At 58.9% G+C, this 24,054-nt stretch carries 22 protein-coding genes and 1 tRNA gene; 10 read left to right on the plus strand and 13 right to left on the minus strand.

Going from position 1 to position 24,054, the window contains the following annotated elements; genetic code table 11:
- Positions 1-25 precede the first annotated feature (25 nt).
- From pseC to AC1P02_RS06045, 10 genes are all read right to left on the minus strand, one after another.
- Positions 26-1,159 carry a UDP-4-amino-4,6-dideoxy-N-acetyl-beta-L-altrosamine transaminase gene (gene pseC / locus AC1P02_RS06000; protein ID WP_485184537.1) on the minus strand — a complete coding sequence of 378 codons (1,134 nt, stop codon included), beginning with the start codon at positions 1,157-1,159 and terminating at the stop codon, positions 26-28.
- Positions 1,156-2,160, minus strand: coding sequence for a UDP-N-acetylglucosamine 4,6-dehydratase (inverting) (gene pseB, locus AC1P02_RS06005; RefSeq protein ID WP_485184539.1), 1,005 nt, complete (start codon positions 2,158-2,160; stop codon positions 1,156-1,158). Before pseB ends, pseC begins: the two co-directional genes overlap by 4 nt.
- A 221-nt stretch (positions 2,161-2,381) precedes the next feature.
- On the minus strand, positions 2,382-4,211 hold the full coding sequence (malZ, locus tag AC1P02_RS06010) for a maltodextrin glucosidase (RefSeq protein WP_485184541.1): 1,830 nt from the start codon (positions 4,209-4,211) through the stop codon (positions 2,382-2,384).
- Between the two features lie 6 nt (positions 4,212-4,217).
- Positions 4,218-5,066, minus strand: coding sequence for an HDOD domain-containing protein (locus AC1P02_RS06015; RefSeq protein ID WP_005318309.1), 849 nt, complete (start codon positions 5,064-5,066; stop codon positions 4,218-4,220).
- A 137-nt stretch (positions 5,067-5,203) separates the two neighbouring features.
- Positions 5,204-5,623, minus strand: coding sequence for an META domain-containing protein (locus tag AC1P02_RS06020; RefSeq protein WP_058395143.1), 420 nt, complete (start codon positions 5,621-5,623; stop codon positions 5,204-5,206).
- A gap of 335 nt (positions 5,624-5,958) precedes the next feature.
- Complete coding sequence (gene yegD, locus AC1P02_RS06025; RefSeq protein WP_485184544.1) at positions 5,959-7,320, minus strand: molecular chaperone; 1,362 nt, start codon at positions 7,318-7,320, stop codon at positions 5,959-5,961.
- Positions 7,321-7,497: 177 nt separating this feature from the next.
- Positions 7,498-8,487: a 2-hydroxyacid dehydrogenase gene (locus tag AC1P02_RS06030; protein WP_058395141.1), complete on the minus strand. Its 990-nt coding sequence runs from the start codon at positions 8,485-8,487 to the stop codon at positions 7,498-7,500.
- 77 nt (positions 8,488-8,564) lie between these two features.
- Positions 8,565-9,023 (minus strand): CreA family protein, encoded by a 459-nt coding sequence (locus AC1P02_RS06035; protein WP_059168260.1) that lies wholly within the window; start codon positions 9,021-9,023, stop codon positions 8,565-8,567.
- A gap of 174 nt (positions 9,024-9,197) precedes the next feature.
- Entirely contained in the window at positions 9,198-10,052 is an 855-nt protein-coding gene (locus AC1P02_RS06040) for a hypothetical protein (protein WP_087756945.1), read from the minus strand.
- Positions 10,053-10,102: 50 nt separating this feature from the next.
- Positions 10,103-10,489 carry a TraR/DksA family transcriptional regulator gene (locus AC1P02_RS06045; protein ID WP_005318322.1) on the minus strand — a complete coding sequence of 129 codons (387 nt, stop codon included), beginning with the start codon at positions 10,487-10,489 and terminating at the stop codon, positions 10,103-10,105.
- Positions 10,490-10,956: 467 nt separating this feature from the next.
- On the opposite strand from AC1P02_RS06045, the gene AC1P02_RS06050 reads away from it, so the two are divergent.
- From AC1P02_RS06050 to AC1P02_RS06090, 9 genes are all read left to right on the plus strand, one after another.
- On the plus strand, positions 10,957-12,288 hold the full coding sequence (locus AC1P02_RS06050) for a glutamine synthetase family protein (RefSeq protein WP_021138470.1): 1,332 nt from the start codon (positions 10,957-10,959) through the stop codon (positions 12,286-12,288).
- 194 nt (positions 12,289-12,482) lie between these two features.
- Complete coding sequence (locus AC1P02_RS06055; RefSeq protein WP_042468411.1) at positions 12,483-13,844, plus strand: aspartate aminotransferase family protein; 1,362 nt, start codon at positions 12,483-12,485, stop codon at positions 13,842-13,844.
- Between the two features lie 54 nt (positions 13,845-13,898).
- Positions 13,899-14,996, plus strand: coding sequence for a polyamine ABC transporter substrate-binding protein (locus AC1P02_RS06060; RefSeq protein ID WP_034523517.1), 1,098 nt, complete (start codon positions 13,899-13,901; stop codon positions 14,994-14,996).
- Between the two features lie 139 nt (positions 14,997-15,135).
- Complete coding sequence (locus AC1P02_RS06065) at positions 15,136-16,197, plus strand: polyamine ABC transporter substrate-binding protein (RefSeq protein WP_005318330.1); 1,062 nt, start codon at positions 15,136-15,138, stop codon at positions 16,195-16,197.
- A 76-nt stretch (positions 16,198-16,273) separates the two neighbouring features.
- Positions 16,274-17,428: a polyamine ABC transporter ATP-binding protein gene (gene potA / locus AC1P02_RS06070; RefSeq protein WP_005318332.1), complete on the plus strand. Its 1,155-nt coding sequence runs from the start codon at positions 16,274-16,276 to the stop codon at positions 17,426-17,428.
- On the plus strand, positions 17,425-18,330 hold the full coding sequence (locus AC1P02_RS06075; protein WP_125600200.1) for an ABC transporter permease subunit: 906 nt from the start codon (positions 17,425-17,427) through the stop codon (positions 18,328-18,330). Before potA ends, AC1P02_RS06075 begins: the two co-directional genes overlap by 4 nt.
- Positions 18,331-18,403: 73 nt before the next feature.
- Positions 18,404-19,246 carry an ABC transporter permease subunit gene (locus AC1P02_RS06080; protein ID WP_005318337.1) on the plus strand — a complete coding sequence of 281 codons (843 nt, stop codon included), beginning with the start codon at positions 18,404-18,406 and terminating at the stop codon, positions 19,244-19,246.
- Positions 19,247-19,291: 45 nt separating this feature from the next.
- Entirely contained in the window at positions 19,292-19,996 is a 705-nt protein-coding gene (locus AC1P02_RS06085) for an MOSC domain-containing protein (protein ID WP_485184549.1), read from the plus strand.
- Between the two features lie 154 nt (positions 19,997-20,150).
- A tRNA-Pro gene (locus AC1P02_RS06090) sits at positions 20,151-20,227 on the plus strand.
- Positions 20,228-20,537: 310 nt separating this feature from the next.
- On the opposite strand, the gene AC1P02_RS06095 is transcribed toward AC1P02_RS06090, so the two are convergent.
- Together AC1P02_RS06095 and AC1P02_RS06100 are read right to left on the minus strand one after the other, a co-directional pair.
- Positions 20,538-21,065: an AbiTii domain-containing protein gene (locus tag AC1P02_RS06095; RefSeq protein ID WP_485184551.1), complete on the minus strand. Its 528-nt coding sequence runs from the start codon at positions 21,063-21,065 to the stop codon at positions 20,538-20,540.
- Positions 21,066-21,189: 124 nt separating this feature from the next.
- On the minus strand, positions 21,190-21,654 hold the full coding sequence (locus tag AC1P02_RS06100; protein WP_058395137.1) for a thioesterase family protein: 465 nt from the start codon (positions 21,652-21,654) through the stop codon (positions 21,190-21,192).
- 133 nt (positions 21,655-21,787) lie between these two features.
- Between AC1P02_RS06100 and recQ the strand changes: the two genes are divergently transcribed.
- Positions 21,788-23,611: an ATP-dependent DNA helicase RecQ gene (gene recQ / locus AC1P02_RS06105; protein ID WP_485184553.1), complete on the plus strand. Its 1,824-nt coding sequence runs from the start codon at positions 21,788-21,790 to the stop codon at positions 23,609-23,611.
- A 93-nt stretch (positions 23,612-23,704) separates the two neighbouring features.
- Here the strand turns inward: recQ and AC1P02_RS06110 are convergent, their stop codons facing one another.
- Complete coding sequence (locus tag AC1P02_RS06110; protein WP_043142796.1) at positions 23,705-24,004, minus strand: c-type cytochrome; 300 nt, start codon at positions 24,002-24,004, stop codon at positions 23,705-23,707.
- Between the last annotated feature and the right edge of the window lie 50 nt (positions 24,005-24,054).

Consider the following 24,054-nt stretch of genomic DNA (forward strand, 5'->3'; position numbering starts at 1 on the left):
GGGTTACCCTATTTGTAGATTCCCTTTAAGCGTCTAGAGATATCAAGGCAAATACTTGGCGTTGCTCTGCAGTCGTTAAATTGGGGAAAAGAGGGAGAGTGATCGCACCAGAATAGCTGGCATTTGCCGCCGGTAGAGCTTGAACATTAACGCTTTGGTACCAAGGCTGTTTGTAGATCGGCATATAGTGGACATTGGCACCTACACCATTCTCGCGTAGTCGCTGGAACAGCGCTTGGCGATGCTCAGGGGCAACATGGTGCACATAGAGATGAAAGGCGCTGCGCCGTTCTGGGCTGAAGTAACGGGGCAAGAGTTCAGGAGCCAGCGCTTCAAAGTAACGACGGGCAATCTCACTGCGCTTGGCGATCCAGGCGTCAAGATTGCTCATCTGGCTCAACCCCAATGCCGCCTGGATATCTGTCATCCGGTAATTGAAACCCAGCATCTGTTGCTCGTAGTACCAAGGGCCGTCCGGTTCATTGATGAAGTCTTCCGGTTCACGGGTGATGCCGTGGCTGCGCAGCATGCGCATGGTTTTGGCCAATGCTGGGTCATTGGTCATGGCCATGCCGCCTTCGCCGGTGGTGATGATTTTCACCGGATGGAAGCTGAAGACTGTGATGTCGCTGTAGCGGCCATTGCCGGTCGGTTTGCCGTGATAGCCGGCGCCGAGGGCGTGGCAGGCATCTTCTATGATGCGAAAACCGTACTCCCGGCCCAGACGATGGATCTCTTTCATATCGCAGGGCAAGCCCGCGAAGTGCACCGGAATGACTACCTTGGGCAGGCGTCCTTCCGCCTTGGCAACCATCAGTTTGCGCTCCAGCTCCAGTGCGCACATGTTGCCGGTATCCGGCTCTATGTCGACGAAGTCGACCTGAGCGCCACAATAAAGTGCGCAGTTCGCCGAGGCTACAAAGCTGATGGGGGAGGTCCAGACCCAGTCTCCCGGGCCGACACCCAGAGCCAGACAAGCGATGTGCAGAGCGGCCGTGCCCGAGTTCACGGCGACGCCGAAGCGTGCGCCACAGTAATCGGCTACTGCTTGCTCGAAGCGAGGAACGACCGGGCCCTGAGTCAGATAATCGGACCTCAGCACCTCGAGCACGGCCTCGATATCCGCCTCGCTGATCGACTGTCTGCCGTACGGGATCATTCCATTACCACCTTGTCATTCAACTCTTTTAGCTGGGCCACCGTCAGGAAGTCGCTGTTGTTGCGGGAGTTATATTCGAAACCCTGTTCGACCATGGCCCCCTTCTCGCCTGCCGCTGTGACTGAGAAGTCATTGTTGCGATTATTGAAATTGATGGTGGGGCCGATGATGAAGAAGTCGTCGAACTCGAAGGTGTGGTAGGAGTCGTCGGAAGGGCACATCACTTCATGCAACTTCTCACCGGGGCGAATACCGATAATTTCTTGGGCCAGCTGGGGTGCCATGGCGGTAGCCAGGTCGGTGATCCGTACCGAGGGCAGCTTGGGCACGAAGATCTCGCCGCCCTTCATCCTCGGGAAGTTGTTCATCACAAAATCCACTCCTTGCTGCAGGGTGATCCAGAAACGGGTCATCTCGGCATGGGTGATGGGCAGTGTACTGGCACCCTGGTCTATTCGTTTTTGGAAGAAGGGCACCACTGAGCCGCGTGAACCCACCACATTGCCATAGCGCACCACCGCGAAGCGGGTCGGATCCTGGCCTGCAATGTTGTTGGCCGCCACGAACAGCTTGTCGGAAGCCAGCTTGGTGGCGCCATACAGGTTGATCGGGTTGGCAGCCTTGTCGGTGGAGAGGGCAATCACCTTCTTGACCTGATTGAGCAAGGCGGCCTGAATGACGTTCTCCGCCCCATGAATATTGGTCTTGATGCACTCCATGGGGTTGTATTCAGCAGCGGGGACCTGCTTGAGCGCGGCCGCGTGCACGACGTAATCGACGCCGCGCATCGCCATGTTCAGCCGGTTGGCATCCCTCACATCCCCGATGAAATAGCGCATGCAGGGGTCGTTGAACACCTGTTGCATCTCGAACTGCTTCAGTTCGTCGCGGGAGTAGATGATGAGCCGCTTCGGCTTGTAGCGTTCCAGCACTGTCTTGACCAGCATCTTGCCAAACGAGCCAGTGCCGCCGGTAATCAATAGGGTTTTATTGTCGAACATGACGGATTCTCGCTAGTGATGCCAAGAGGCAAGCAATATATGTGCCTGGAACCAGTTTAGCCGAAAAGGGCTGGAAGCAGTTTTGTATGATGCCAGTTTTATTCCACTATGAGTGAAGTAACTAGATGATTCATAGAGAAATCCAACCCAGCTCAAACAACTTTATGCGATCTCTGATGCTTTAACAAAAAGCGGAACATCCGGTTCCGCTTTTTTGACGCTTAGCTGGAGAGCAGCACTCTGGCCGAGTTGGCGGGTATGGTCACTTGTACCTGTCCCTGTACCACTTCGTACTTGTCACCGTTGAAGGCATCGGTGAAGCGGCTGGCGGGGCTGGCGGTCTGCCACAACGGCAGGCTGATGGTGCGCGGCTCGGTCGGATGACGGTTGCAGGCGACCACCACTTGATCGCTTTGCAGGGTTCGGGCGAACACATAGCTGTGAGGGCCGGCATAAAGGGTCTGGATATCGCCACGGCGCAGAGCAGGCCGCTGCTTGCGGATCTGGATCAGCCGGCGGTAGTGATCGTGCAGCACGTGGTCCCAGGCCGTGGTCTCCCACGGGAAGCAGCGGCGGCAATCCGGGTCCTTGCCACCGGAGAGGCCGACTTCGTCGCCGTAGTAGATGGATGGCACGCCGATATAGGTGAGCAGCAGGGTGGCGGCCAGCTGCATCCGTTGTTTGTCCTCTCCCAGCAGATGGAGGAAGCGGGCGGTATCGTGGCTGTCCAGCAGGTTGAACTGGGCCAGCTGGTTCTTGAACGGGATATGGGCCCGCGCCAGCTTGAGCCAGCTGTCCAGCTCCTCGGCGCTGATCTTGATGGGGTGATAGGCAATGTCCTGCCCGGCCAGGAAGGCGCGGATCGGGTGGGCGAAACCATAGTAGTTCATGGCGCCATCCTCCTGATCTCCCTGCAGCCACTGGCTCGCCTCGAAGAAGTGCTCGCCGAGCACATAGGCATCCGGGTTCTCCTGCTTCACGGCGCCGCGAATGGCACGCACATGGCCGCGATTGCCCTCAGCGGTACCACGCTCCCCCAGCATGTGGATGACGTCAAAGCGCCAGCCATCTATCTGGTAGGGTGCCCGCATCCAGTAGCGCAGTATGGCGTCGTCGGCGCGATAGATAGCGTCCTGTACCTGCTCGCTGGAGAAGTCGAGCTTGGGCAGGCTGCGAATGCCCTTCCAGCTGACATAGTCACCTTCGTTGTCAAAGGTGTAGAAACTGCGCCACGGTGAGTCCGGGTTGCTCTGGGCGCCCTGAGGCGGACAAAACCAGGGGTGCTGGGTCGAGGTATGGTTGACCACTGCATCCAGAATGATCTTCATGCCGCGCTGGTGCAGGTTGTGGGTCAGCTCGGCGAACTGTGCATTGCTGCCGAGGTGGGCATCGACCTTGAAGTAATCCTGGGTATCGTACTTGTGGTTGCTCGGCGAATCGAAGATGGGGTTGAGGTAGAGTGCCGTGACCCCGAGGGATTGCAGATAGTGCAGCTTGGCATCTATCCCCGCCAGGTCCCCGCCGTAAAACTCACAGGCGCCGAGTCCCTCTTCGTGACGGCTGACCGGCTCACCCCACCCCTTGCTGATCACCGCCTTGCCTCTGTACTCGTATTCATGATGCTTCACGCTCAGGGCCGGATCGCCGTTGCAAAAGCGGTCGGGAAAGATCTGGTAGAACACCTGATCCTGCACCCAGGCTGGCGGCTGGTGCAGGCTGTTGAAACGAAAGTGCTGCTCCCGAGGCGGCATGGCCGAGCTGACGCCAGCGCCGTGCAACCACCACTGCTCCTCATCGGTCAGGCATTTGAAGCAGTAGAGATGGATATCCTGCCCTTTGATCAGTGGCAATGTGACTTGCCACACCTGCAATCTGTCCCGGGTCGAGACTGGCGTCATCGCCAGCAGGTACTCTTCGTTGTCAGGTTCGTGGCGCAGCCACACTTCCCGGATCGGGGCATCCAGCTCGCTGAACAGGGTGAGTTGCAAGCTGTCGGCGCTCTCTTTGAACCAGGGCGCCACCTGGGGATGAAACAGAAATGGATGGGTCATGAGTGCTTATTGAGTCAGAAGGTCGGCGAGGGCATTACCCTGTTCGTGAAGCGTTTCGAGCTGGCCTGCCAGTGATTTGGGATCCAGTCCCAGCTGGTCGGCAAGCGGCTTGGGGAAACGGGCAATGATGGCCTGGGCGGGCACGCCCGCATTCCAGGCGAAGGAGATGAAGACGGCGAGCCGGATCAGCACCGCCTCCTTGCTGACCGGATCGTGGGAGAGGGGATCCAGCTGCTGGGAGATGGCATCGACGAAGGCTTCCGACAGGTTCCAGCGCCGTGCCAGTTCGGCACCGAGCTGGGCATAGTCGTACCCCAGCATCTCCCGTTGGGCCTCTACCCGGCTGCTCCCCTTCTGGATCGCCATATTGATGAGCTCGGCCTCTTCCGGCAGTGTGCTCTGGATAAGCAGCTCACCAATGTTGTGGATCAGGGCACAGGTAAAGGCGGTCTCGGGATCCAGCACCTTGGCCTCCTGGGCCAGGGTCTTGGCGATAGTGGCAACCTGGAAGGTCTCGGTCCAGAACTTGTTCTTGTCGAAGCTGGGGGGGGCCTTGAAGGTGCCTATGATGCCGGAGGCGACCACCACGGAGCGCAACCGGTTGAAACCGAGGCGGATCACCGCCTGCTCTATGGAGGTGACATCATTGCCACGGCGCAGGGCGGCCGAGTTGGCCATCCGCAGCACCTTGACGCTGATCACCTGGTCCATGGCGATCTTGCCCGCTATCTGGTCGATGCGGGCATTTTCATCGCTGAAACTCTGCATCAACTCATGCAGCAGCTGCGGAATAGTGGGGAGTTGTTTGATCTTGTCAAACAGACGATCCATCGACATGGCTGAGGCAGCCTCCATTGCGAGCACTGCCTCATATTGTGCCACAGGCGGGACACTTGTTCCTGTTTGTGATGCCGGTTTCGTGAGCACGAGGGTCTGTTGCTGTGCAGTCCCGACCGCAATTGAGTCAGTTTGACGCCGGCAGACAACCGCGCTTATAGCACCCAGTCACGCAAGGTGTATTCCAAACTGTGCTGTTTCCCCTTCAGGATCAAGGTCTGGGTGGTGCCGCTCAGGGTGGCGCCTTCGAGCAGTGTGGTGATGACTGCCTGCTCTATGGCGTCGAGAGGAGCCTGACAGGCCATCTCGGTACTGCCGAGGCTGGTAACCCAGAATCTGTCGCCCTCGAGGTGGCCCTGGCCGAAGTAGCGGTTGCAACCAGCGATACCGTTGACGGTGAAGTGTTCACCTATCTCGAAATCGGGCGGATTGTCGCGGGAGGCCGCAATGGCCTGGCCATCCAGCTTGTCGAGCACCCAGTGATGATGCTGCAAGTCTTGCTGGACGAACGAGGGGGTACTGCTGCAGGCGCTGAGCAGGAACAGGGCGAGCAGCAGTAGCAGGAATCTGGGCATGGAAGGGCTCCGGTAGTGGGAGCAACAAGCATACCTCCTGCGCCGTCCCCGGGGCAGGGCGAGGGGAGCCGACCCCGACTGCTTCTGTCGTCCTGTGAGTCAACCCTGTGTCGTTAAATGGCAACACATTGCCGTGATCGGGATGCGTTCGATGCTGAACAGGCGATAAGAACACTTATCGCCTCTGTCTCCGTGAGGTGGAACTGCGGGCCTCAGTCAGCGAACAGACGTGCGGCATAACGAGCGAGTCCTGCTGCCAATGGAACCGAAGTCATCGCCCCCTTCAAGAGGTGTGGCAGGCAGCTTCTGGCGGATGCTGACTGGCGGTGTCATGATCAGCCAGCAAACAGGCGCTCGGCATAACGAGCGAGTCCTGCCGCCACCGAGCCGAAGTCATCGCCACCTTCAAGCGGAATGGTGGGCAACTTGTGACGAATAAAGGCGGCGATCAGCGGCGAACGGGCGCTGCCGCCGGTGACGAAGATGCGGTCCGGCTGCACTCCTGCATTGGTAATGGCTTCGTCCATCAGCTCGCCAATCTTCTCCAGCAGCAGGGCAGAGGCGCTGGCCAGCTGTTCACGATTGAGCTCGGCTTCCAGCCCCTTCTCCAGTTCACTCAGGGATTGGCGATTCAGCTCCTGCTCCGAGAGGGCGATTTTGCCCTGCTCGGCACGCCATACCAGCTGGTGGCTCAGTTTGTGAGCGCGCAGATTGGCCAGCCGTCCCAGTTTGCTGCCCGGCAGGCTGTCGAGCTGCAGATCCTGCAGCTGACGCGCGGTATCCAGGCTGTAGAAACGGCCCTGGGCGCTGACGTCGTTGATGGCGGCGGCATCCCAGAACAGCGGGTGAGGCAGCGGTTTACCGGTCTTGAGGGTCTCGTGCATGCCGAGCAGCGGCATCATGCCTTCCACTGTCAGCCTGATATCGAAGTCATTGCCGCCGATGCGCTGGCCGCTGTGGCCGAGCAGATCGCCGCTGCGATCCAGCTGGTCGCGATGGCTCGGGCCCATGCGCAGCATGGAGCAGTCTGTGGTGCCGCCGCCGATATCCACCACCAGCACGACGGCGTCTTCATCCAGCCGCGCCTCGAACTCGAAACCGGCCGCCACGGGTTCATAGAGGAACTCCACCTGCTCGAACCCGGCCAGACGGGCCGCCTCGGTCAGGATGGCGATTGCCTGCCTGTTGCTCTCTTCCCCTGCCAGCCCCTGAAAGTTGACCGGTCGACCTATCACGGCGCGGCGCACCTGAGTGCCAAGCTGCTGCTCCGCCTCGCGGCGTACGTGCAGCATCATGGCGCAGACGATGTCTTCGAACAGGGCGATCTGGGGAGCCTTGAGGCCGTAGGCGCCGAGGAAGGATTTCGGTGACTTGATGTAATAGCCATCGTCCGGCTCCTCCAGATAGCGCTCCAGCGCCGCAGCGCCGAAGCTGAGTTCGTCGATCAACCCCTCTTCCCGCATCTGGCGGCGTACCGCCTGGGCACGGGTAACCACAGGGCCGCGCAGCTTGAGGTATTCGGCCTGCTGGGCCGGTGCCAACCCTTCGGCCAGCAGGCCGGCGATGGCGTCTCTGTGGGGCGCGTGCAGCGTGGAGGGGAGATAGCGGGAACCGCCCAGAGTCAGCAGCCTGGGGCTGCCTTGTTCCATCACGGCGACGGCACAGTTGGAAGTACCGTAATCAAATCCGATAAACATGGGCAGCCAGACTCCTGAATAAAAAAGGGCAGGTAGCCTACCCGATGACGTCGGGTCTCACAACCCGGCACCCCGGATATTGAGGTCGCAGGGGAAAATACACAGGGGGGCGCATGTCGGTGTGGAAAACAGAGGGAATGGCTCCCTCTGTCGTTCATGACTACGGGGGTAAGAGGATTATTCCACCTCGTTGTCGCTATGGCCCTGGCTCTCTATGGCCTTGAGGTTGCCGAGGGTGGTATCGGCGATGGCGTGCAGCGCCTCGCGGGTCAGGAAGGCCTGATGGCCTGTAAACAGCACGTTGTGACAGGCGGAGAGGCGGCGGAACACGTCATCGGTGATCACCTCGTTGGACTTGTCGGAGAAGAAGAGGTCTTCCTCTTCCTCATAGACGTCCAGCCCCAGGGCACCGATACGGGCGGTCTTGAGCGCCTCTATGGCGGCGTTGGAGTCGAGCAGACCGCCCCGGCTGGTGTTGATGATCATCACGCCATCCTTCATCTTGGCGAACGCCTCCTTGTTCAGCAGGTGATAGTTCTCCTTGAACAGCGGGCAGTGCAGGCTGATGACATCGGACTGGCGGAACAGGGTGTCGAGATCCACGTACTCGGCCCCCAAGTCGATGGCCGCCTGACTCGGGTAGGGATCGCTGACCAGCAGGCGCATGCCAAAGCCCTTGAGGATGCGCAGGGTGGCGATGCCGATCTTGCCGGTGCCGATAATGCCGGCGGTGCGGCCGTGCATATTGAAGCCGACCAGCCCCTCCAGCGAGAAGTTGGCATCGCGGGTGCGCTGATAGGCTTTATGAATGCGGCGGTTGAGGGTCATCATCAGCCCCACCGCATGTTCGGCAACGGCTTCGGGGGAGTAGGCGGGGACCCGTACCACTTTCAGCCCCAGCTCCTTGGCGGCAGCCAGATCTACATTGTTGTAACCGGCACAGCGCAGGGCGATGACCTTGGTGCCGTTGGCGGCCAGCTCGGTCAGCACTTCCCGGTCAGCGTCGTCATTGACGAACAGGCACACCACGGGGAAGCCGTGGGCCAACCGGGCTGTCTTGGCCTCCAGGCGTACGTCGAAGAACTCCAGCTCATAGCCGTACTGGCTGTTGGCCTGATTGAAGTGTTCCTTGTCGTAGCTCTTGGTACTGAAAACGGCGACTTTCATGGTGTGCTCTCCGCAAATAATGATGTAGTTAAATTACAACAAATGTGGGCCGTCATCACGGGATAAATAGGGCCGATTTAGCCCCATGGCATGATGGGAACCGCACTCACTGCGCTTTTATACGAACCATCTACCAATTTGGTGCTGTAAGTCAGATAAACCAGCGCATTGCGCTTTTCGTCGTAAAAACGCACCACTTTCTGCTCCTTGAACACCAGTGAGGTGCTGACATCGAACACCTCCTCCCCTGCCTTCAGCTTGGCAGGCAGTGAGATGGGGCCAGTCTGATGGCAGGAAAGCGAGGCGTGAGAGGGATCTTCCGCCAGTCCCAGCCCGCCTTTGACGCCACCGGTTTTGGGGCGTGCCAGGTAGCAGGCAATGCCGGCGATTTTGGGGTCATCGAACGCTTCCACCAGGATCTTGTGGTTGGGGCCGAACAGTTTGAAGGCGGTACTCACCTCCCCTATGGGGTCGGCCTTGTCGGCCAGGGCCGGCATTGCCATCAGACAGCACGCCAGCAGCAGGCCTTTATTCATGTTTCGCATATGATTTCCTTGAGTTGTCAGCAGCGGGCAAGGCGCGATCCCGGCACTCTGGCTGCCACGGTCCCGCTTGCCTCAGAGGGCTGTCTGCCCCCGGTCCCTGATGGGCTGGGAATAATCCCGGCGGTGATGCCAGTGCCGCTCAACGCGCATGCCGTTCGAACACTGTTACCGCGGAGGATACTCCCAATATTGGGCTGGAATACTGTTGAGCAAGGGGGTCATGTCCGGGTTGGGGAGCTGAATGGTGACCCGTTTCGCCAGATTGGCGCTGGCGAGGGCTTCACGGATCTTGGGATTCTCACGGAAGAAGGTCATGAAGCTGCCATCGGCATAGGCCCGTTCCAGCCCTGTCTGGATCGCCTTGGCCAGTTTGGGGTACTCGGGGCTGACGAAAAAGAACTCGGCAAAGGGATAGCGGATCAGCAGGCGCTGATCGATGACCAGATTGGGGTATTGCGCCACCAGTTCGCTGCGCTCGGCAAAGATCTCCACCAGACTGCGCGGGAAGAAATCGAGCTTGTCGCCGTCGTTGATGAGACGAAACAGCGTGCTGTAGCGACCGGAATAAGTCGGGATACCGGCGTTTTCCAGGATCTTGTTGTCAGCCCAGCCCACACCTTGTGCCGCTTTCAATTGCTTGAGATCGGCCAGCGAATTGATCTGGTTGAACTTCTCCTGAGCGTCGCTGTGGATAAAGGAGAGGCGCAGGCCTTCCAGACCGCGAAACAGCGGGATCGGGACGGCAATGAGGGAGGATTCTAGTGCGCTGGAGGTACCCATCCAGAATACATTGATGGTCTTCCCCTTGCTCAGCTGTTGCTGCAGGCTGTACTGGTTGAGGTTGAGTTCGACCTGCTCGATGCGAAACGGCTGTCCGGCATGTGTCAGCGCCAGTTCCAGCAGCTTGAGTTGATATTCCTTGTCGAGATCGTTGATTGGTCGGCTGGGAACCTTGACCGTGAGGGTCTGTGCTTGTGCCAGCAACGGCAGACACAAGCACAGTCTGAGGAACCATTTCACTCTCTGCTCTCCTGTAGAATCCGGGACTTGCCCGGAGTCTAACAGAAGAATCAGGCAACGCGACGGTACACGTGAGTGTCGTTGAATTCCTTGGTACTCTGGCATTCAACGCAGAAGCGGGACTCGGGACGAGCCTGCAGCCGCTTGAGAGAAATCTCGTCACCGCAAGATTCGCAGTAACCAAAATCCCCTTCGTTGATACGCCTTAACGCACCCTGCAGCTTGCGCAGGTGCAACTTGTCATGCTCGATGCGGTTCAGCTCCAGACGACGGGCTTCCTCGATACTGGCACGGTCAATTTCATCAGCCATCTCGTTGGTATCGGTGGCGATGGCCTGGCTGGCCTGGGAGTTGAGGCGATCTTCGAGTTCGAGGATCTGACGCTCGATCTGCCCCTTGTAAAAGGCCAGTTGGTCTTTAGTCATGAAATCACACATACGGTTTACTACCAGTCAGTTACTAACCCAATTATCCCTGTTTATGGGGGCTGTCTGCCTGCAGACCAAGCCCTGTGTCCTGAATTTGCACCAAATCCAAGCAGGAGAGTGCAAATCAGGGCGGGCCTTGTACCAAAAAAATGCAGGCATGCAAAGCAAATAGGATAAGGATTGTGCGCCCTTGCAAAAAAATGACCCGATTCGGACAGGGTCTGACTGAGAACATGGGGGATCCTGCCCCCTCGTTGGCATCGAGCTTGCAGTGGGTCCTGGGTGAGCCAAGGTGTTTAGTATTTGGTGCCGACATGGTCATTATATGCACCGTTATTTATAATTTTTTAAACACCACCGCTTGACATCGGCCTTAACGGCGGGCTTTTATGGTGTTGTTGATTACAATTTGATAACAAGGGTGTTCCATATACTAGACACCCTTGCCAATGGCAATCGTAAAGTCGGGGTTTAACATGGACAGTATCAAGGGCTGGATGGAGAGCAATCGCATCACGGAAGTGGAGTGCCTGTTTCCGGATTTCACCGGTAATGCCCGAGGCAAGATCATTCCAGCCAACAAATTTTTGCGCGAAGGGGGCATGCGGCTGCCCGAGGTCATCTTCACCCAGACGGTGACCGGCGAGTACCCGGATGACGACAGCATGATAGACCCGCTGGAGCGGGACATGCAGCTCTACCCTGACCCCAACACCATTCGTTTCGTGCCCTGGGCGCTGGAGCCGACCGCTCAGGTGATCCACGACTGTTTCGACATCAATGGCAATCTTATCGACATAGCGCCGCGCTCCGTGCTGCGTCGGGTCCTGTCATTTTATGAGAAGCAGGGCTGGAAGCCGGTGGTCGCCCCCGAGCTGGAATTCTATCTGGTCAAGCGCAACGAAGACCCCGACTATCCTCTGGTACCGCCCATTGGCCGCAATGGCCGCCCGGAGACGGCCCGCCAGTCGTTCAGCATTGATGCGGTCAACGAATTTGACCCCATCTTCGAGGATATGTACGACTACTGCGAGGCGCAGGAACTGGAAGTGGACACCCTTATCCACGAATCCGGCGCCGCCCAGATGGAGATCAACTTTCTGCACGGCGATGCCATCGATCTGGCCGATCAGGTGTTCCTGTTCAAGCGCACCATGCGGGAAGCGGCTCACCGTCACGGCATCTATGCCACCTTTATGGCCAAGCCGATGAGCGACGAACCGGGCTCCGCCATGCACATCCACCAGAGCCTGGAAGATGTGAACGGTCGCAACCTGTTCGGCACGGACAATGGCGGCAATACCGAGCAGTTCATGCACTTCATCGCCGGTCTGCAGAAATACACGCCAGCCGTGACCGCCTTGCTGGCGCCTAACGTCAACTCCTATCGCCGGCTCACCTTTGGCGAGAGCGCGCCGCGCAACGTGCAGTGGGGCGTAGAGAACCGCACCTGTGGCTTGCGGGTGCCCTTCTCCGATGCCAGTGCCCGCCGGGTAGAGAACCGTTTTGCTGGCGCCGATGCCAACCCCTACCTGGCGCTGGCTGCGACCCTGGCCTGCGGCTATCTCGGCATGATGGAAAAGCTGGAGCCGTTGCCGGAAATGAAGTCGAGCGCCTATGACCTGCCTTACAGTTTGCCACGTTCGCTGGAAGAGGCCCTGAGCCATCTTGAGCAGTGCGAGCCCATCAAGGAGATGCTGGGGGAGCGTTTCATCCGCGCCTTCGTTGCGGTCAAGCGCAAGGAGTACGAGACCTACTTCGGGGTGATCAGCCGCTGGGAGCGGGAGTTCCTGCTGCTGAACGTGTGATTCCGGGGGCGTGCCAGCCCTTACTGCGGGGGAGGCCAGACCCGGCCTCTCCTGTCCTTGTATCGAAGACACCAGAAAGCGAGCCAGGTGGCAGCATGCCACCTGAGAGTGGCAGTGACTGAAAGAGCGTCTGCCACCCGGATTGATTGACGAAAGAGTCCCGCATAAATCGAAGGAACCGAGGAGCAAATACAATGCAGCACACGACACGTGAGTGGCAGCAACTGGATGCCAGCCACCACCTGCATCCCTTTACCGATTTTCAGGCGCTGAACCAGAAGGGCAGCCGCATCATCACCAGGGCCGAAGGCATCTATCTGGAAGACTCCGACGGGCGTCGCATTCTGGACGGTATGGCGGGACTCTGGTGCGTCAACATGGGCTACGGTCGTCAGGAGCTGGTGGAGGCTGCCACCAAACAGATGCAGCAACTGCCCTACTACAACCTTTTCTTCCAGACCGCACACCCTCCTGTGATTGAGTTGGCGACCCTGCTGGCCGAGGTGACTCCACCCCATCTCAATCATGTCTTCTTCACCGGTTCTGGCTCCGAGTGCAACGATACGGTGCTGCGCATGGTCCGCCACTACTGGGCTAGCAAGGGGCAGCCGGACAAGCAGGTGATCATCAGCCGCCACAACGCCTATCACGGCTCCACCGTGGCGGGTGCCAGTCTGGGTGGCATGAAGGGCATGCACGCCCAGGGCGGCCTGCCCATTCCCGGCATAGTGCACATCGATCAGCCCTATCACTTCGGTGAGGGGCAGGGAATGAGTGCCCACGAGTTTGGTCTGGAGCGTGCCCGCCAGCTGGAGCAGAAGATCCTGGAACTGGGGGTCGACAAGGTGGCCGCCTTCATCGGCGAGCCCATCCAGGGCGCCGGCGGCGTCATCATTCCGCCCGACAGCTACTGGCCCGAGATCCAGCGTATCTGCGATCACTACGGCATCCTGCTCATTGCCGACGAGGTGATCTGCGGCTTTGGCCGTACCGGCCACTGGTTCGCCAGCGAGGGATTCGGCATCAAGCCGGACCTCATGTGCCTGGCCAAGGGCATCACCTCCGGCTATCTGCCCATGGGGGCCGTGATGGTGGGGGATCGCGTTGCCAGGGTGCTGGTGGAGGAGGGCGGCGAATTCAACCACGGCTTCACCTATTCCGGTCATCCGGTGGCCTGCGCCGTCGCCATTGCCAACATTAAGCTTATGCAAAGCGAAAGCATAGTTAAGCGAATTCATGATACTATCGGCCCCTATTTGCAGCGCCGCTGGCGCGAACTGGCAGACCATCCGCTGGTGGGCGAAACCCGTGGCAAAGGCCTGGTGGCCGCGCTGGAAATAGTGCAGGACAAGCAGACCAACAGCCGCTTCCCGGCTGGGTTGCAAGCCGGCATGACCTGCCGGGAATTCTGCTTTAACAATGGCTTGGTGATGCGGGCGGTCGGCGATACCATGATCATATCGCCCCCCTTGGTCATCACCGAGGAACAGGTGGATGAATTGGTCAATCTGGCCAGGCTCAGTCTGGATCTGACGGCTGCAAAGCTGAAAGGATAGGCGGGGGCTGGGCAGGTTGGCTTGCGCATATAATTTGCTTAGGAGACAAGGACGATGTCTTTCAAAACGGGAATGATTGCCGCTTCTGTGGCGCTGGTCATGGCAAGTACCGGGGCGATGGCCGACGAGAAGGTGTTGCACGTCTATAACTGGAGCGACTATATCGCGCCGGAGACCCTGGAAAACTTCCAGAAAGAGACGGGCATCAAGGTGGTATACGACGTATTCGACAGCAACGAGGTGCTGGAAGCCAAGTTGCTGGCGGGCAGTTCAGGTTACGACATAGTCGTGCCGTCCAACCCCTTCCTGGCCAAGCAAATCAAGGCGGGCGTGTTCCAGAAACTGGACAAGTCCAAACTCTCCAATTGGCAAAATATGGATGCCGACCTGTTGAAGGCGCTCGAACCGAGTGACCCGGGCAACCAGTACTCCATTCCTTACCTGTGGGGCACCATCGGCTATGCCTACAACGCCGAGAAGGTAAAAGCCGTGTTGGGCAAGGATGCGCCGGTCAACTCCTGGGATCTGGTGTTCAAACCGGAGAACATGGCCAAGTTGAAGGAGTGCGGTGTATCCTTCCTCGACTCACCGACCGAAATGCTGCCGGCCGCCCTGCAATATCTGGGCTTCAAACCGGATAGCCAGAAGCCGGACGAGTTGAAGCAGGCAGAGGCACTGTTCCTCTCCATCCGCCCCTATACCGCCTATTTCCACTCCTCCAAGTACATCTCGGATCTGGCCAACGGCAACCTCTGCGTCGCGGTCGGCTATTCCGGTGACTTGCAGCAGTCCAAGGCGCGGGCGGCGGAAGCCAACAACGGCGTGGCGCTGACCTACACCATTCCGAAAGAGGGGGCGGGCAGCTTCTTTGACATGATCGCCATCCCGGCTGATGCCAAGAATGCGGAGGCGGCTCACACCTTCATCAACTACCTGATGAAGCCTGAGGTCATCGCCAGCATCACCAACTTTGTGCAGTTCCCGAATGGCAACAAGGCCGCGACGCCCCTGGTGGATGAGGCTATCCGTACCGACCCGGGTATCTACCCCAACGCCGAGACGCTGCAGAAGATCTATACCTTCCCGGATCTGCCGGCCAAGGTGCAGCGTCTGATGACCCGCAGCTGGACCAAGATCAAGTCTGGCAAGTAAGTGACGAGTACCCCTCCCGGTCTGCAGTTCGGCCGGGAGGGTGGTGACAACCCGACAGGTTGAACGGCGCGTATGGATGCGCAGCTGGCATACCAAAACAGATGAGGACTGATACGTGCACACAACCAAGACAGTGACTATGACCCTGGCCCTGGGGTTGGCAAGCCTGGCTCATGCCGCCCCCGTGGTTCATTTCTACAACTGGTCCGATTATATCGGTGAAACCACCCTCAGCGATTTCCAGCAGGCGACCGGGATCAAGACCGTCTATGACGTGTTTGACTCCAACGAGACCCTGGAAGGCAAGTTGCTGACCGGACGCACTGGTTACGATCTGGTGGTGCCTTCCAACAACTTCCTGGCCAAGCAGATCACGGCAGGCGCATTCCAGAAGCTGGATCCCGCCCTGCTGCCCAATCTGGTCAACCTGGATCCCGTCTTGCTCAAGCAGCTCGACAAGGTGGATCCGGGTCACCAATACGCAGTCCCCTACCTGTGGGGAACCAACGGCATCGGTTACAACGTCGACAAGATCAAGGATGTGCTGGGAGTCGACAAGATTGACTCCTGGGCTGTGATTTTCGAACCGGAAAATATGCAGAAGTTGTCCCGCTGCGGTGTCGCCTTCCTCGACTCGGCGGACGAGATGATCCCGGCCGTGCTCAACTACCTCGGACTCGATCCCAACAGTCATAAACCGGAAGATATCAAGCGTGCCGAGGAACAGTTGCTGAAGGTGCGGCCCTATGTGACCTATTTTCACTCCTCCAAGTACATAGGCGATCTCGCCAATGGCGATATCTGTGTCGCGGCGGGCTTCTCCGGCGACATATTGCAGGCAGCGGCCCGTGCCGACGAGGCGGGCAAGGGAATCAATATTGCCTACAGCATCCCGAAAGAGGGGGGCAATCTCTGGTTTGACATGATGGCTATCCCGGCGGATGCCACCAATGTGAAAGAGGCGCATGCCCTCATCAACTATGTGCTCCAGCCCGAAGTGATCGCCAAGGTCAGCAACTATGTGGGCTATGCGAATCCCAATGCCAAGGCGGGAGAGTACATGGACGAGAGTGTGCGAGATGACGAGTCAGTCTATCCACCCCAGGCGGTGCTGGAACGGCTCTATGTGCAGCAAGCGCATCCCCGGGCGGTGCAGCGTCTGATCACCCGGAGTTGGACCAAGATCAAGTCCGGAACCTAACCTTGGCGCCCACCCCGGGGCGCCAGATTGTTTTATGGATCGGCCAAAGGCCGGTATCACGTTTGGGAGTTTGGTAATGGCGATAGCCTCCAGTGCCTACAAGAAAGCCCTCGAGGGCAACCAGCAGCGCAAAGAAGTGCTGGTCAAAATAGATCGGGTAAGCAAGCAGTTCGATGAAACGCTGGCGGTCGACAACGTGTCCCTCAACATCCACAAGGGGGAGATCTTCGCCTTGCTGGGAGGGTCCGGCTCCGGCAAATCGACCCTGCTGCGGATGTTGGCGGGATTCGAGCGCCCCACAGAGGGGCGGCTGTTCCTCGATGGCGTCGACATCACCGACATGCCGCCTTATGAGCGTCCCATCAACATGATGTTCCAGTCCTATGCCCTGTTCCCCCACATGACGGTGGCGCAGAATATCGCCTTTGGCCTCAAGCAGGATGGCCTGCCCAAGGCGGAGGTGGATGCGCGGGTGGAAGAGATGCTCAAGCTGGTGCAGATGGCCCAGTATGCGCGCCGCAAGCCGCATCAGCTCTCCGGTGGTCAGCGCCAGCGGGTCGCTCTGGCTCGTTCCCTGGCCAAGCGCCCCAAGCTGCTGCTGCTGGACGAACCCATGGGGGCGCTGGACAAGAAGCTGCGTTCACAGATGCAACTGGAGCTGGTGGAGATCATAGAGCGGGTCGGCGTAACCTGCGTCATGGTGACCCATGATCAGGAAGAGGCCATGACCATGGCCGAGCGGATCGCCATCATGCACCTCGGCTGCATCGAGCAGATAGGCAGCCCGATGGATATCTACGAAACCCCGGCCAGCCGGCTGGTGTGCGAGTTCATCGGCAACGTCAACCTGTTTGACGGCCTGCTGGTGGAGGATGAGCAGGACCACGCCACCATCGCCTGCGCCGATCTGGAACAGCCCATCTACGTGGGCCACGGTATCAGCTCCCGGGCCGAGAACAAGAAGGTGACCTACGCGCTGCGGCCGGAAAAACTGCTGATGAGTACCCAGAAACCGACCGAGATCGAGCATCCGGACTTTAACTGGACCAAGGGTGAGGTCTATGACATCGCCTATCTGGGTGGTCACTCGGTTTATCATATCCAGCTGCCCTCGGGCAAAATCGTTCAGGCTTTCATCGCCAATGCCGAACGCCACGGCAAGCGGCCAACCTGGGATGACCAGGTGTTCCTCTATTGGGAAGATGACAGCGGCGTGGTGCTGCAATCATGAAGGCATTGAGACGACTGAAGCGACTGGGTGGGCGCCAGCTGGTGATCGGCATTCCGTTCTTCTGGCTGTTCCTCTTCTTCCTGCTGCCCTTCATCATAGTGGTGAAGATCAGCTTCGCCGAAGCGGACGTGGCGATCCCGCCTTATACCGACGTGATGAGCTGGGCCGACAATCAGCTCACCATACTGCTCAACCTGGGCAACTACCTGTTGCTGCAGGAGGATGAGCTCTACATAGCTGCCTATATCGGCTCTCTCAAGATAGCCTTCATCAGCACAGTGCTCTGTCTGTTGATCGGCTATCCCATGGCCTACACCATAGCGCGCGCCAACAAGGAGACCCAGACGGTCTTGTTGTTGCTCATCATGATGCCAACCTGGACCGCCATTCTGATCCGGGTCTACGCCTGGATGGGGATCCTCAGCAACAACGGCCTGCTCAACAGTCTGTTGATGGGCATAGGCCTCATCGACGAGCCGCTGCAGATCCTCAACACCAACCTGGCTGTCTACATCGGCATCGTTTACTCCTACCTGCCGTTCATGGTGCTGCCGCTCTATGCCAATCTGGTCAAGCATGACCAGAGTCTGCTGGAGGCAGCCTCCGATCTCGGTGCCCGCAACCTGACCCGCTTCTGGCGGATCACTGTGCCCCTCTCCAAGAACGGCATCATTGCCGGCTGCATGCTGGTGTTTATCCCGGTCGTGGGTGAGTTCGTGATCCCGGAGCTGCTTGGTGGCCCGGAGACCCTGATGATCGGCAAGGTGCTGTGGCAGGAGTTCTTCAACAACCGCGACTGGCCGGTGGCCTCTGCCCTGGCGGTAGTGATGCTGGCGGTGCTGATAGTCCCCATCATCCTGTTTAACCGCAACCAGGCTAAGGAATTGGAGGGCAAGGTATGAAGAAGGAACTGCTGATAGTCCCTCTGTCCTCCCTGTTCAATTGCAACCAGGCTAAAGAGCTGGAGGGCAAGGTATGAAACGTTTCGGTTTTGCCAAGATGATGCTGTGGCTGGGGTTGCTGTTTATCTACCTGCCCATGGTCATCATGGTGATCTACTCCTTCAACTCCTCCAAGCTGGTGACGGTATGGGGAGGCTGGTCCCTCAAGTGGTACTTCGGCCTGCTCGATAACAAGCAGCTGATTGGATCCGTGCTGCGCTCGCTGGAGATAGCGCTCTATACTGCAGTTGCTGCCGTGGCGCTGGGGACTGTGGCCGCCTTCGTGCTGACCCGGATCCCGCATTTCCGTGGCCGGACCCTGTTCGGCGGCATGGTGACGGCACCCCTGGTGATGCCCGAAGTGATCACGGGTCTGTCGCTGTTGCTGCTGTTCGTCGCCATGGCGCAACTGGTGGGCTGGCCTGCCGAGCGTGGTATGCTGACCATCTGGATTGCCCATACCACCTTTTGTACCGCCTATGTGGCGATCGTGGTGTCGGCGCGACTGCGGGAGCTGGATCTCTCCATCGAGGAGGCGGCCATGGACCTGGGAGCCAAGCCCTGGAAGGTGTTCTTCCTGATCACCATCCCCATGATCGCTCCTTCGCTGGCGGCGGGCGGCATGATGTCGTTTGCCCTGTCGCTGGATGATCTGGTGCTGGCGAGCTTTGTCTCGGGGCCGGGCGCGACCACCTTGCCGATGGAAGTTTTCTCGGCAGTGCGGCTCGGGGTGAAACCCGAGATCAACGCTGTGGCCAGCCTGATCCTGCTGTCAGTGTCGCTGTTCACCTTCAGCAGCTGGTATCTGATGGCCAGGGCGGAAAAACGTCGCCGCGCCGAGATCGCCATGACCACCCAGATGCAGGCAGTCGCCTGACCTCGTGCTAATATCCGCATTCTCTCGTCAATCCGGAGGATGAGAATGCGGATCTCCATCTTTAGTGGCCAGGGTACCGAACTGGTACCGGGCCTGGTCAGTGCCATCAACAAGCAAGCCACGACCATACCGCTCTGGTGCGGTTTTGGCGGCCTGGGTGGCGATGAGCAAAGTGACCTACGTCATCATGGCGGCCCGGATCGGGCGCTGCACTACTACCCTGCCGATCACTACCCCTGGTGGCACAACTGGCAAACCGCCATGGGCCTTGTTGCGCCCCGCACACCCTGGCAACCCGCCGCCTTTGGCGAGAATCTGTCCGGCCTTGGGTTGACCGAGGAGCAGGCCTGTATTGGTGATGTATATCGGCTCGGTGAGGCGCTGATCCAGATAAGCCAGCCCAGGTCCCCTTGTTTCAAACTGAACCTGCGCTTTGGTTACCCCCAGCTCTCTCAGATGATGCAACTCAGTGGTCGCTGTGGCTGGTTGTTGCGGGTGCTGGAGGAGGGCACGGTCGCACCGCAGGAGACGATGGAGCTGGTCGACAGACCCTATCCCGCTCTGACCGTGAAGCGCACCGCAGACATATTGTTCAACCAGGTGCGCAACGAAGCGGATCTGCTGTTGCTGCTGGAAAACCCGGCGCTCTCCCCCAATTGGCGCCAGCATGCGGCCAACTGGCTGGAACATGGTGTGGTGGCTGATTGGCAGCGCCGTTTGCTGGGCCCGGCCGAATTTCAGTTTTCCTGAGGTAGGTTGGAAAAATGTCACAGCGGTGCCCCCTTTCTGTGAACCCTGGGCCAAAGCGTTGAATAGTTGAACCAATGGCCACTTTTTTCCTGTCAAACGTAAAAAAGGCTTGTGTCATGTCAGGGCTTTAGGTAAATTCTCGCCCCGCAGACATCGGTGTGTAGCGCAGCTTGGTAGCGCACTTCGTTCGGGACGAAGGGGTCGGAGGTTCGAATCCTCTCACACCGACCATATTAGAAAAGGCCGCTCAATGAGCGGCCTTTTCGCATCTGGATTTTGCTGATCCTCGGTACGAAAAATATTGCTGGTTGCTGGTTGCTGGTTGCTGGTTGCTGGTTGTGACCGAGGCATATCGATACCGAGACAGCTTTTCTTTTCTCTTTCCTCTTGTCTCTTCTTGCCGTCGTGTTGCGCAGCCATTAAAAGGGCCACCGCTCGGTGGCCCATGGGTGGAGTCTGATCCTGACTCCGGCACTCTAGATTGTGGCAATCTCGCTATGGGTCTTGTCTATGGTGCCCTCCTTGCGCGCCAGGCGCTTACTCAGATATGCCAGTGCTGATGCCGCAATGCCTTGAAGCTGTGTTGAGGTTGCAAGGCCGCGTGCTTGGGGTACTCACTAATGAAATGTTCGATTCCCTCCATCAGTTGTGAACGTAATGAAGACACGGGCTCATGCCAGGCTTGCAGGCATAAATGGCCGGGGATCAACTGCTCCTGATAATCTTCCAGCAGCTGTTCTGGCCAGGGTTCAATACCGGAATTGCGTTGCAGTAGATAATGGGCGGCGGGTTCACGGGCATAAATGAACTGAATCTGGGCCAGATCGCGTTGGCTTAGCGTTTGACTGTTTATGTGACAGGTCAAATATTTTCCCGTCTTCAGATCCAAGAAGTGACCGCGTTGCCGACAGGCTACGATGCGATACCAGGGCAGGTGCGAACAGAGAGAGTATCCCTCAAGCTCCTGTTCCAGCCAGTGGCGACACTCGGGTGTCTGCACCTCGTCGAGCATGGACTCGAGCTGTGCCAACAAGGCTCTGGATGGTTTGGTGGCCAGTTTCACACTCATCGCCTGCAATCCTCCCTCTGCACACAATCCCGAATTTCAGTATGGACCCGTGGGTGGCAGAGGGGGTAACGATTCTAATGATTAAAATCAGATTAGCAGCGTGGTTTTTATGCAATAGGTGGGGTCAGCCCACCAGATAGGTTCCGGTACCGAAGGCGATGTGGGTGCCCTCTTCGTTGTGCAGTTCCATTCGGGCCACGGCGACCTTGCTGCCAGCACGGATGATGTGGGCGGTGGCGATGAACTCGTTGCCGCGGCCCGGGCGCAGGTAGTCCACCCGCAGATCGATGGTGCCGAGGCGGGAGAATCGCTCCTTGAGGTAGCTGGGGGAGAAGTCTTCCAGCTCGTCGATGCAGGAGGCTGCGACTATCATGCCACCGGCCACATCCAGCAGACTGGCGGTGACGCCGCCGTGCAAGATGTTGTGGAAGGGGTTGCCGATCAGCTTGTCATCCATCTTGATGCGCAGCTCCACCTTGTCGAAGTCGTAGTGGGTCACCTGCATGCCAATCAGCTTGTTGAACGGCATCCGCTCTGCGAACAGGTTGGCAATGCCACTGAGCGCCATCTTCTTCAGCATGTGTTTCATTCTCTGATACCGATCCCTGTCATCAAAGCCGAGTAAAAACTCCAGCCAGTCTGCAACACTTCCTTAACAGTCGCAATGGCAGGTTTATTGTGAGCGGCGGCTGCTTTAGAATGGCGACCCCAAAGGAGAGCCCATGACCGTCATTGCCGAAACCTTGCCCGATACACCACTTGCCCTGTTGCAGGCGGTATTCGGCTACCAGCAATTTCGGCCGGGCCAGCTGGAGATCATCGAGCAGATAGTAGCGGGACGCGATGCCATGGTGCTCAAGCCCACAGGTGGCGGCAAGTCACTCTGCTTCCAGATCCCGGCGCTGCTGCGACCCGGGCTGGGCGTAGTGGTCTCCCCGCTTATCTCGCTGATGAAGGATCAGGTCGACAGCCTGCGCGCCAACGGTGTGGCGGCCATCTACATCAACTCGGCCCTGAGCCGGGAGGAGATGATCCAGAACTTTGCCGCCATGCGCCGCGGCGAGATAAAGCTGCTCTACGTCTCCCCCGAGCGTTTGTTGCAGCACGAGTTCATGGATCGGCTGGCGGAGCTGCCGCTCGGCCTGTTCGCCATCGACGAGGCCCACTGCGTCTCCCAGTGGGGCCACGATTTTCGGCCGGAATACGCGGCGCTCGGCCGGCTCAAGCAGTGGTTCCCCCAGGTGCCCGTGGTGGCGCTCACTGCCACCGCTGACGAGGCGACCCGCAGCGACATGCTGCACCGGTTGGAGCTCAACGATCCCTTCATCCATACCGCCAGCTTTGACAGGCCCAACATCCGCTACAGCCTGGTGGAGAAGTTCAAGGCGGCGGAGCAGCTGCTGCGCTATGTGCAGATCCAGAAGGGCAACTGCGGCATCGTCTACTGTTCCAGCCGCAATCGGGTGGAGGAGGTGGCCGAGCGCCTCTCCCGCCACGGCAGCAAGGCCGCGCCCTACCACGCCGGTCTGCCCCTGGCCCAGCGCCAGCAGACCCAGGATGACTTCCTCAAGGATGACATCGAGATAGTGGTGGCGACGGTGGCGTTCGGCATGGGGATCGACAAGCCCAACGTGCGCTTCGTGGTGCACTACGACATCCCCAAGAACATCGAATCCTACTATCAGGAGACCGGCCGGGCCGGCCGTGACGGTACCCCGGCCGAGGCGCTGCTGCTGTACGATCCCGCCGACATAGGCCGGGTGCGGCGCCTGCTCGACAACATAGAAAACCCCCAGCAGTTGCAGGTTGAGCAGTACAAGCTCAACGTGATGGCGGCCTTTGCCGAGGCGCAGACCTGTCGTCGTCAGGTGCTGCTCAACTACTTCGGCGAGTACAACGACAAGCCGTGCGGCAATTGCGACATCTGTCTGGATCCGCCCAAGAGCTACGACGGCACCGAAGATGCCCAGAAGGCGCTCTCCTGCGTCTGGCGGGTGGGTCAGAACTTCGGGGTGGGCTATGTGGTGGAAGTGCTGCGCGGCTCTCTCAACCAGCGCATCAAGGATCACGGCCACGACAAGCTTTCGACCTACGGCATCGGCAAGGATCAGAGCCACGAGTACTGGATGAGCGTGATCCGCCAGCTGATCCACAAGGGGCTGCTGACCCAGAACATCACCCGCAATCTGGTGCTGCAGCTGACTGAGGCGTCCCGCCCCGTGCTGCGTGGCGAGATGAAGCTGGAACTGGCGGTGCCACGGCTGCAACCCATCTCCAGTCGCAAGGAGAAGCGCAACGGCCTGCTGGACAACGCCAACTACGACAAACGGTTGTTCAAGGAACTGCGCGGCCTGCGTAAGCAGATCGCCGAAGACGAAGAGGTGCCGCCCTACGTGGTGTTCAATGACGCGACTCTGGTGGAGATGGCTCAGCTGATGCCGATGACCGAGGCTGAGATGCTCGCCATCAATGGCGTCGGGCATCGCAAGCTGGAGCGCTTCGGCGAAGCCTTTATGGACCTTATCATCGACTACTGCCGGCGGTAGGCAGTGACCCCGGCCTCCCTCCTCAAGAATGGAGGGGCACTTTTACACCCCCTCTTTGCAAGGGAAGGGCCGGGGCTGCCTGGGTAAGGCGGGTTATTTCAAGCTGGCGTAATAGGCCGCCAGGTTCTCCATGTCGGCCTCGGTGAGCGGCGCCATGAAGGGCAGCATCAGGGGTTCCTTGCGACTGCCCTCCTTGAAAGCTTTCAACTGTTTCACCAGATAGGCGGCATTCTGGCCAGCCAGATGGGGATAGTTGGGGATCAGCGCCTTGCCCTCGACCCCATGGCAGGCGGAGCAGACCGCCGCCTTGGCCTTGCCCGCCTCGATATCGGCCGCCTGGGCCTGTCCCCACAACAACATCAGCAGGGGCAGGGCGCCCAACCATCTTTGCATCTTCTTCTCCTTGAAATGAAATAGCGCAATCGCCCGTTAGCCGAACTCGG

The sequence above is a fragment of the Aeromonas sp. TS_SC_11 genome (assembly GCF_057318915.1).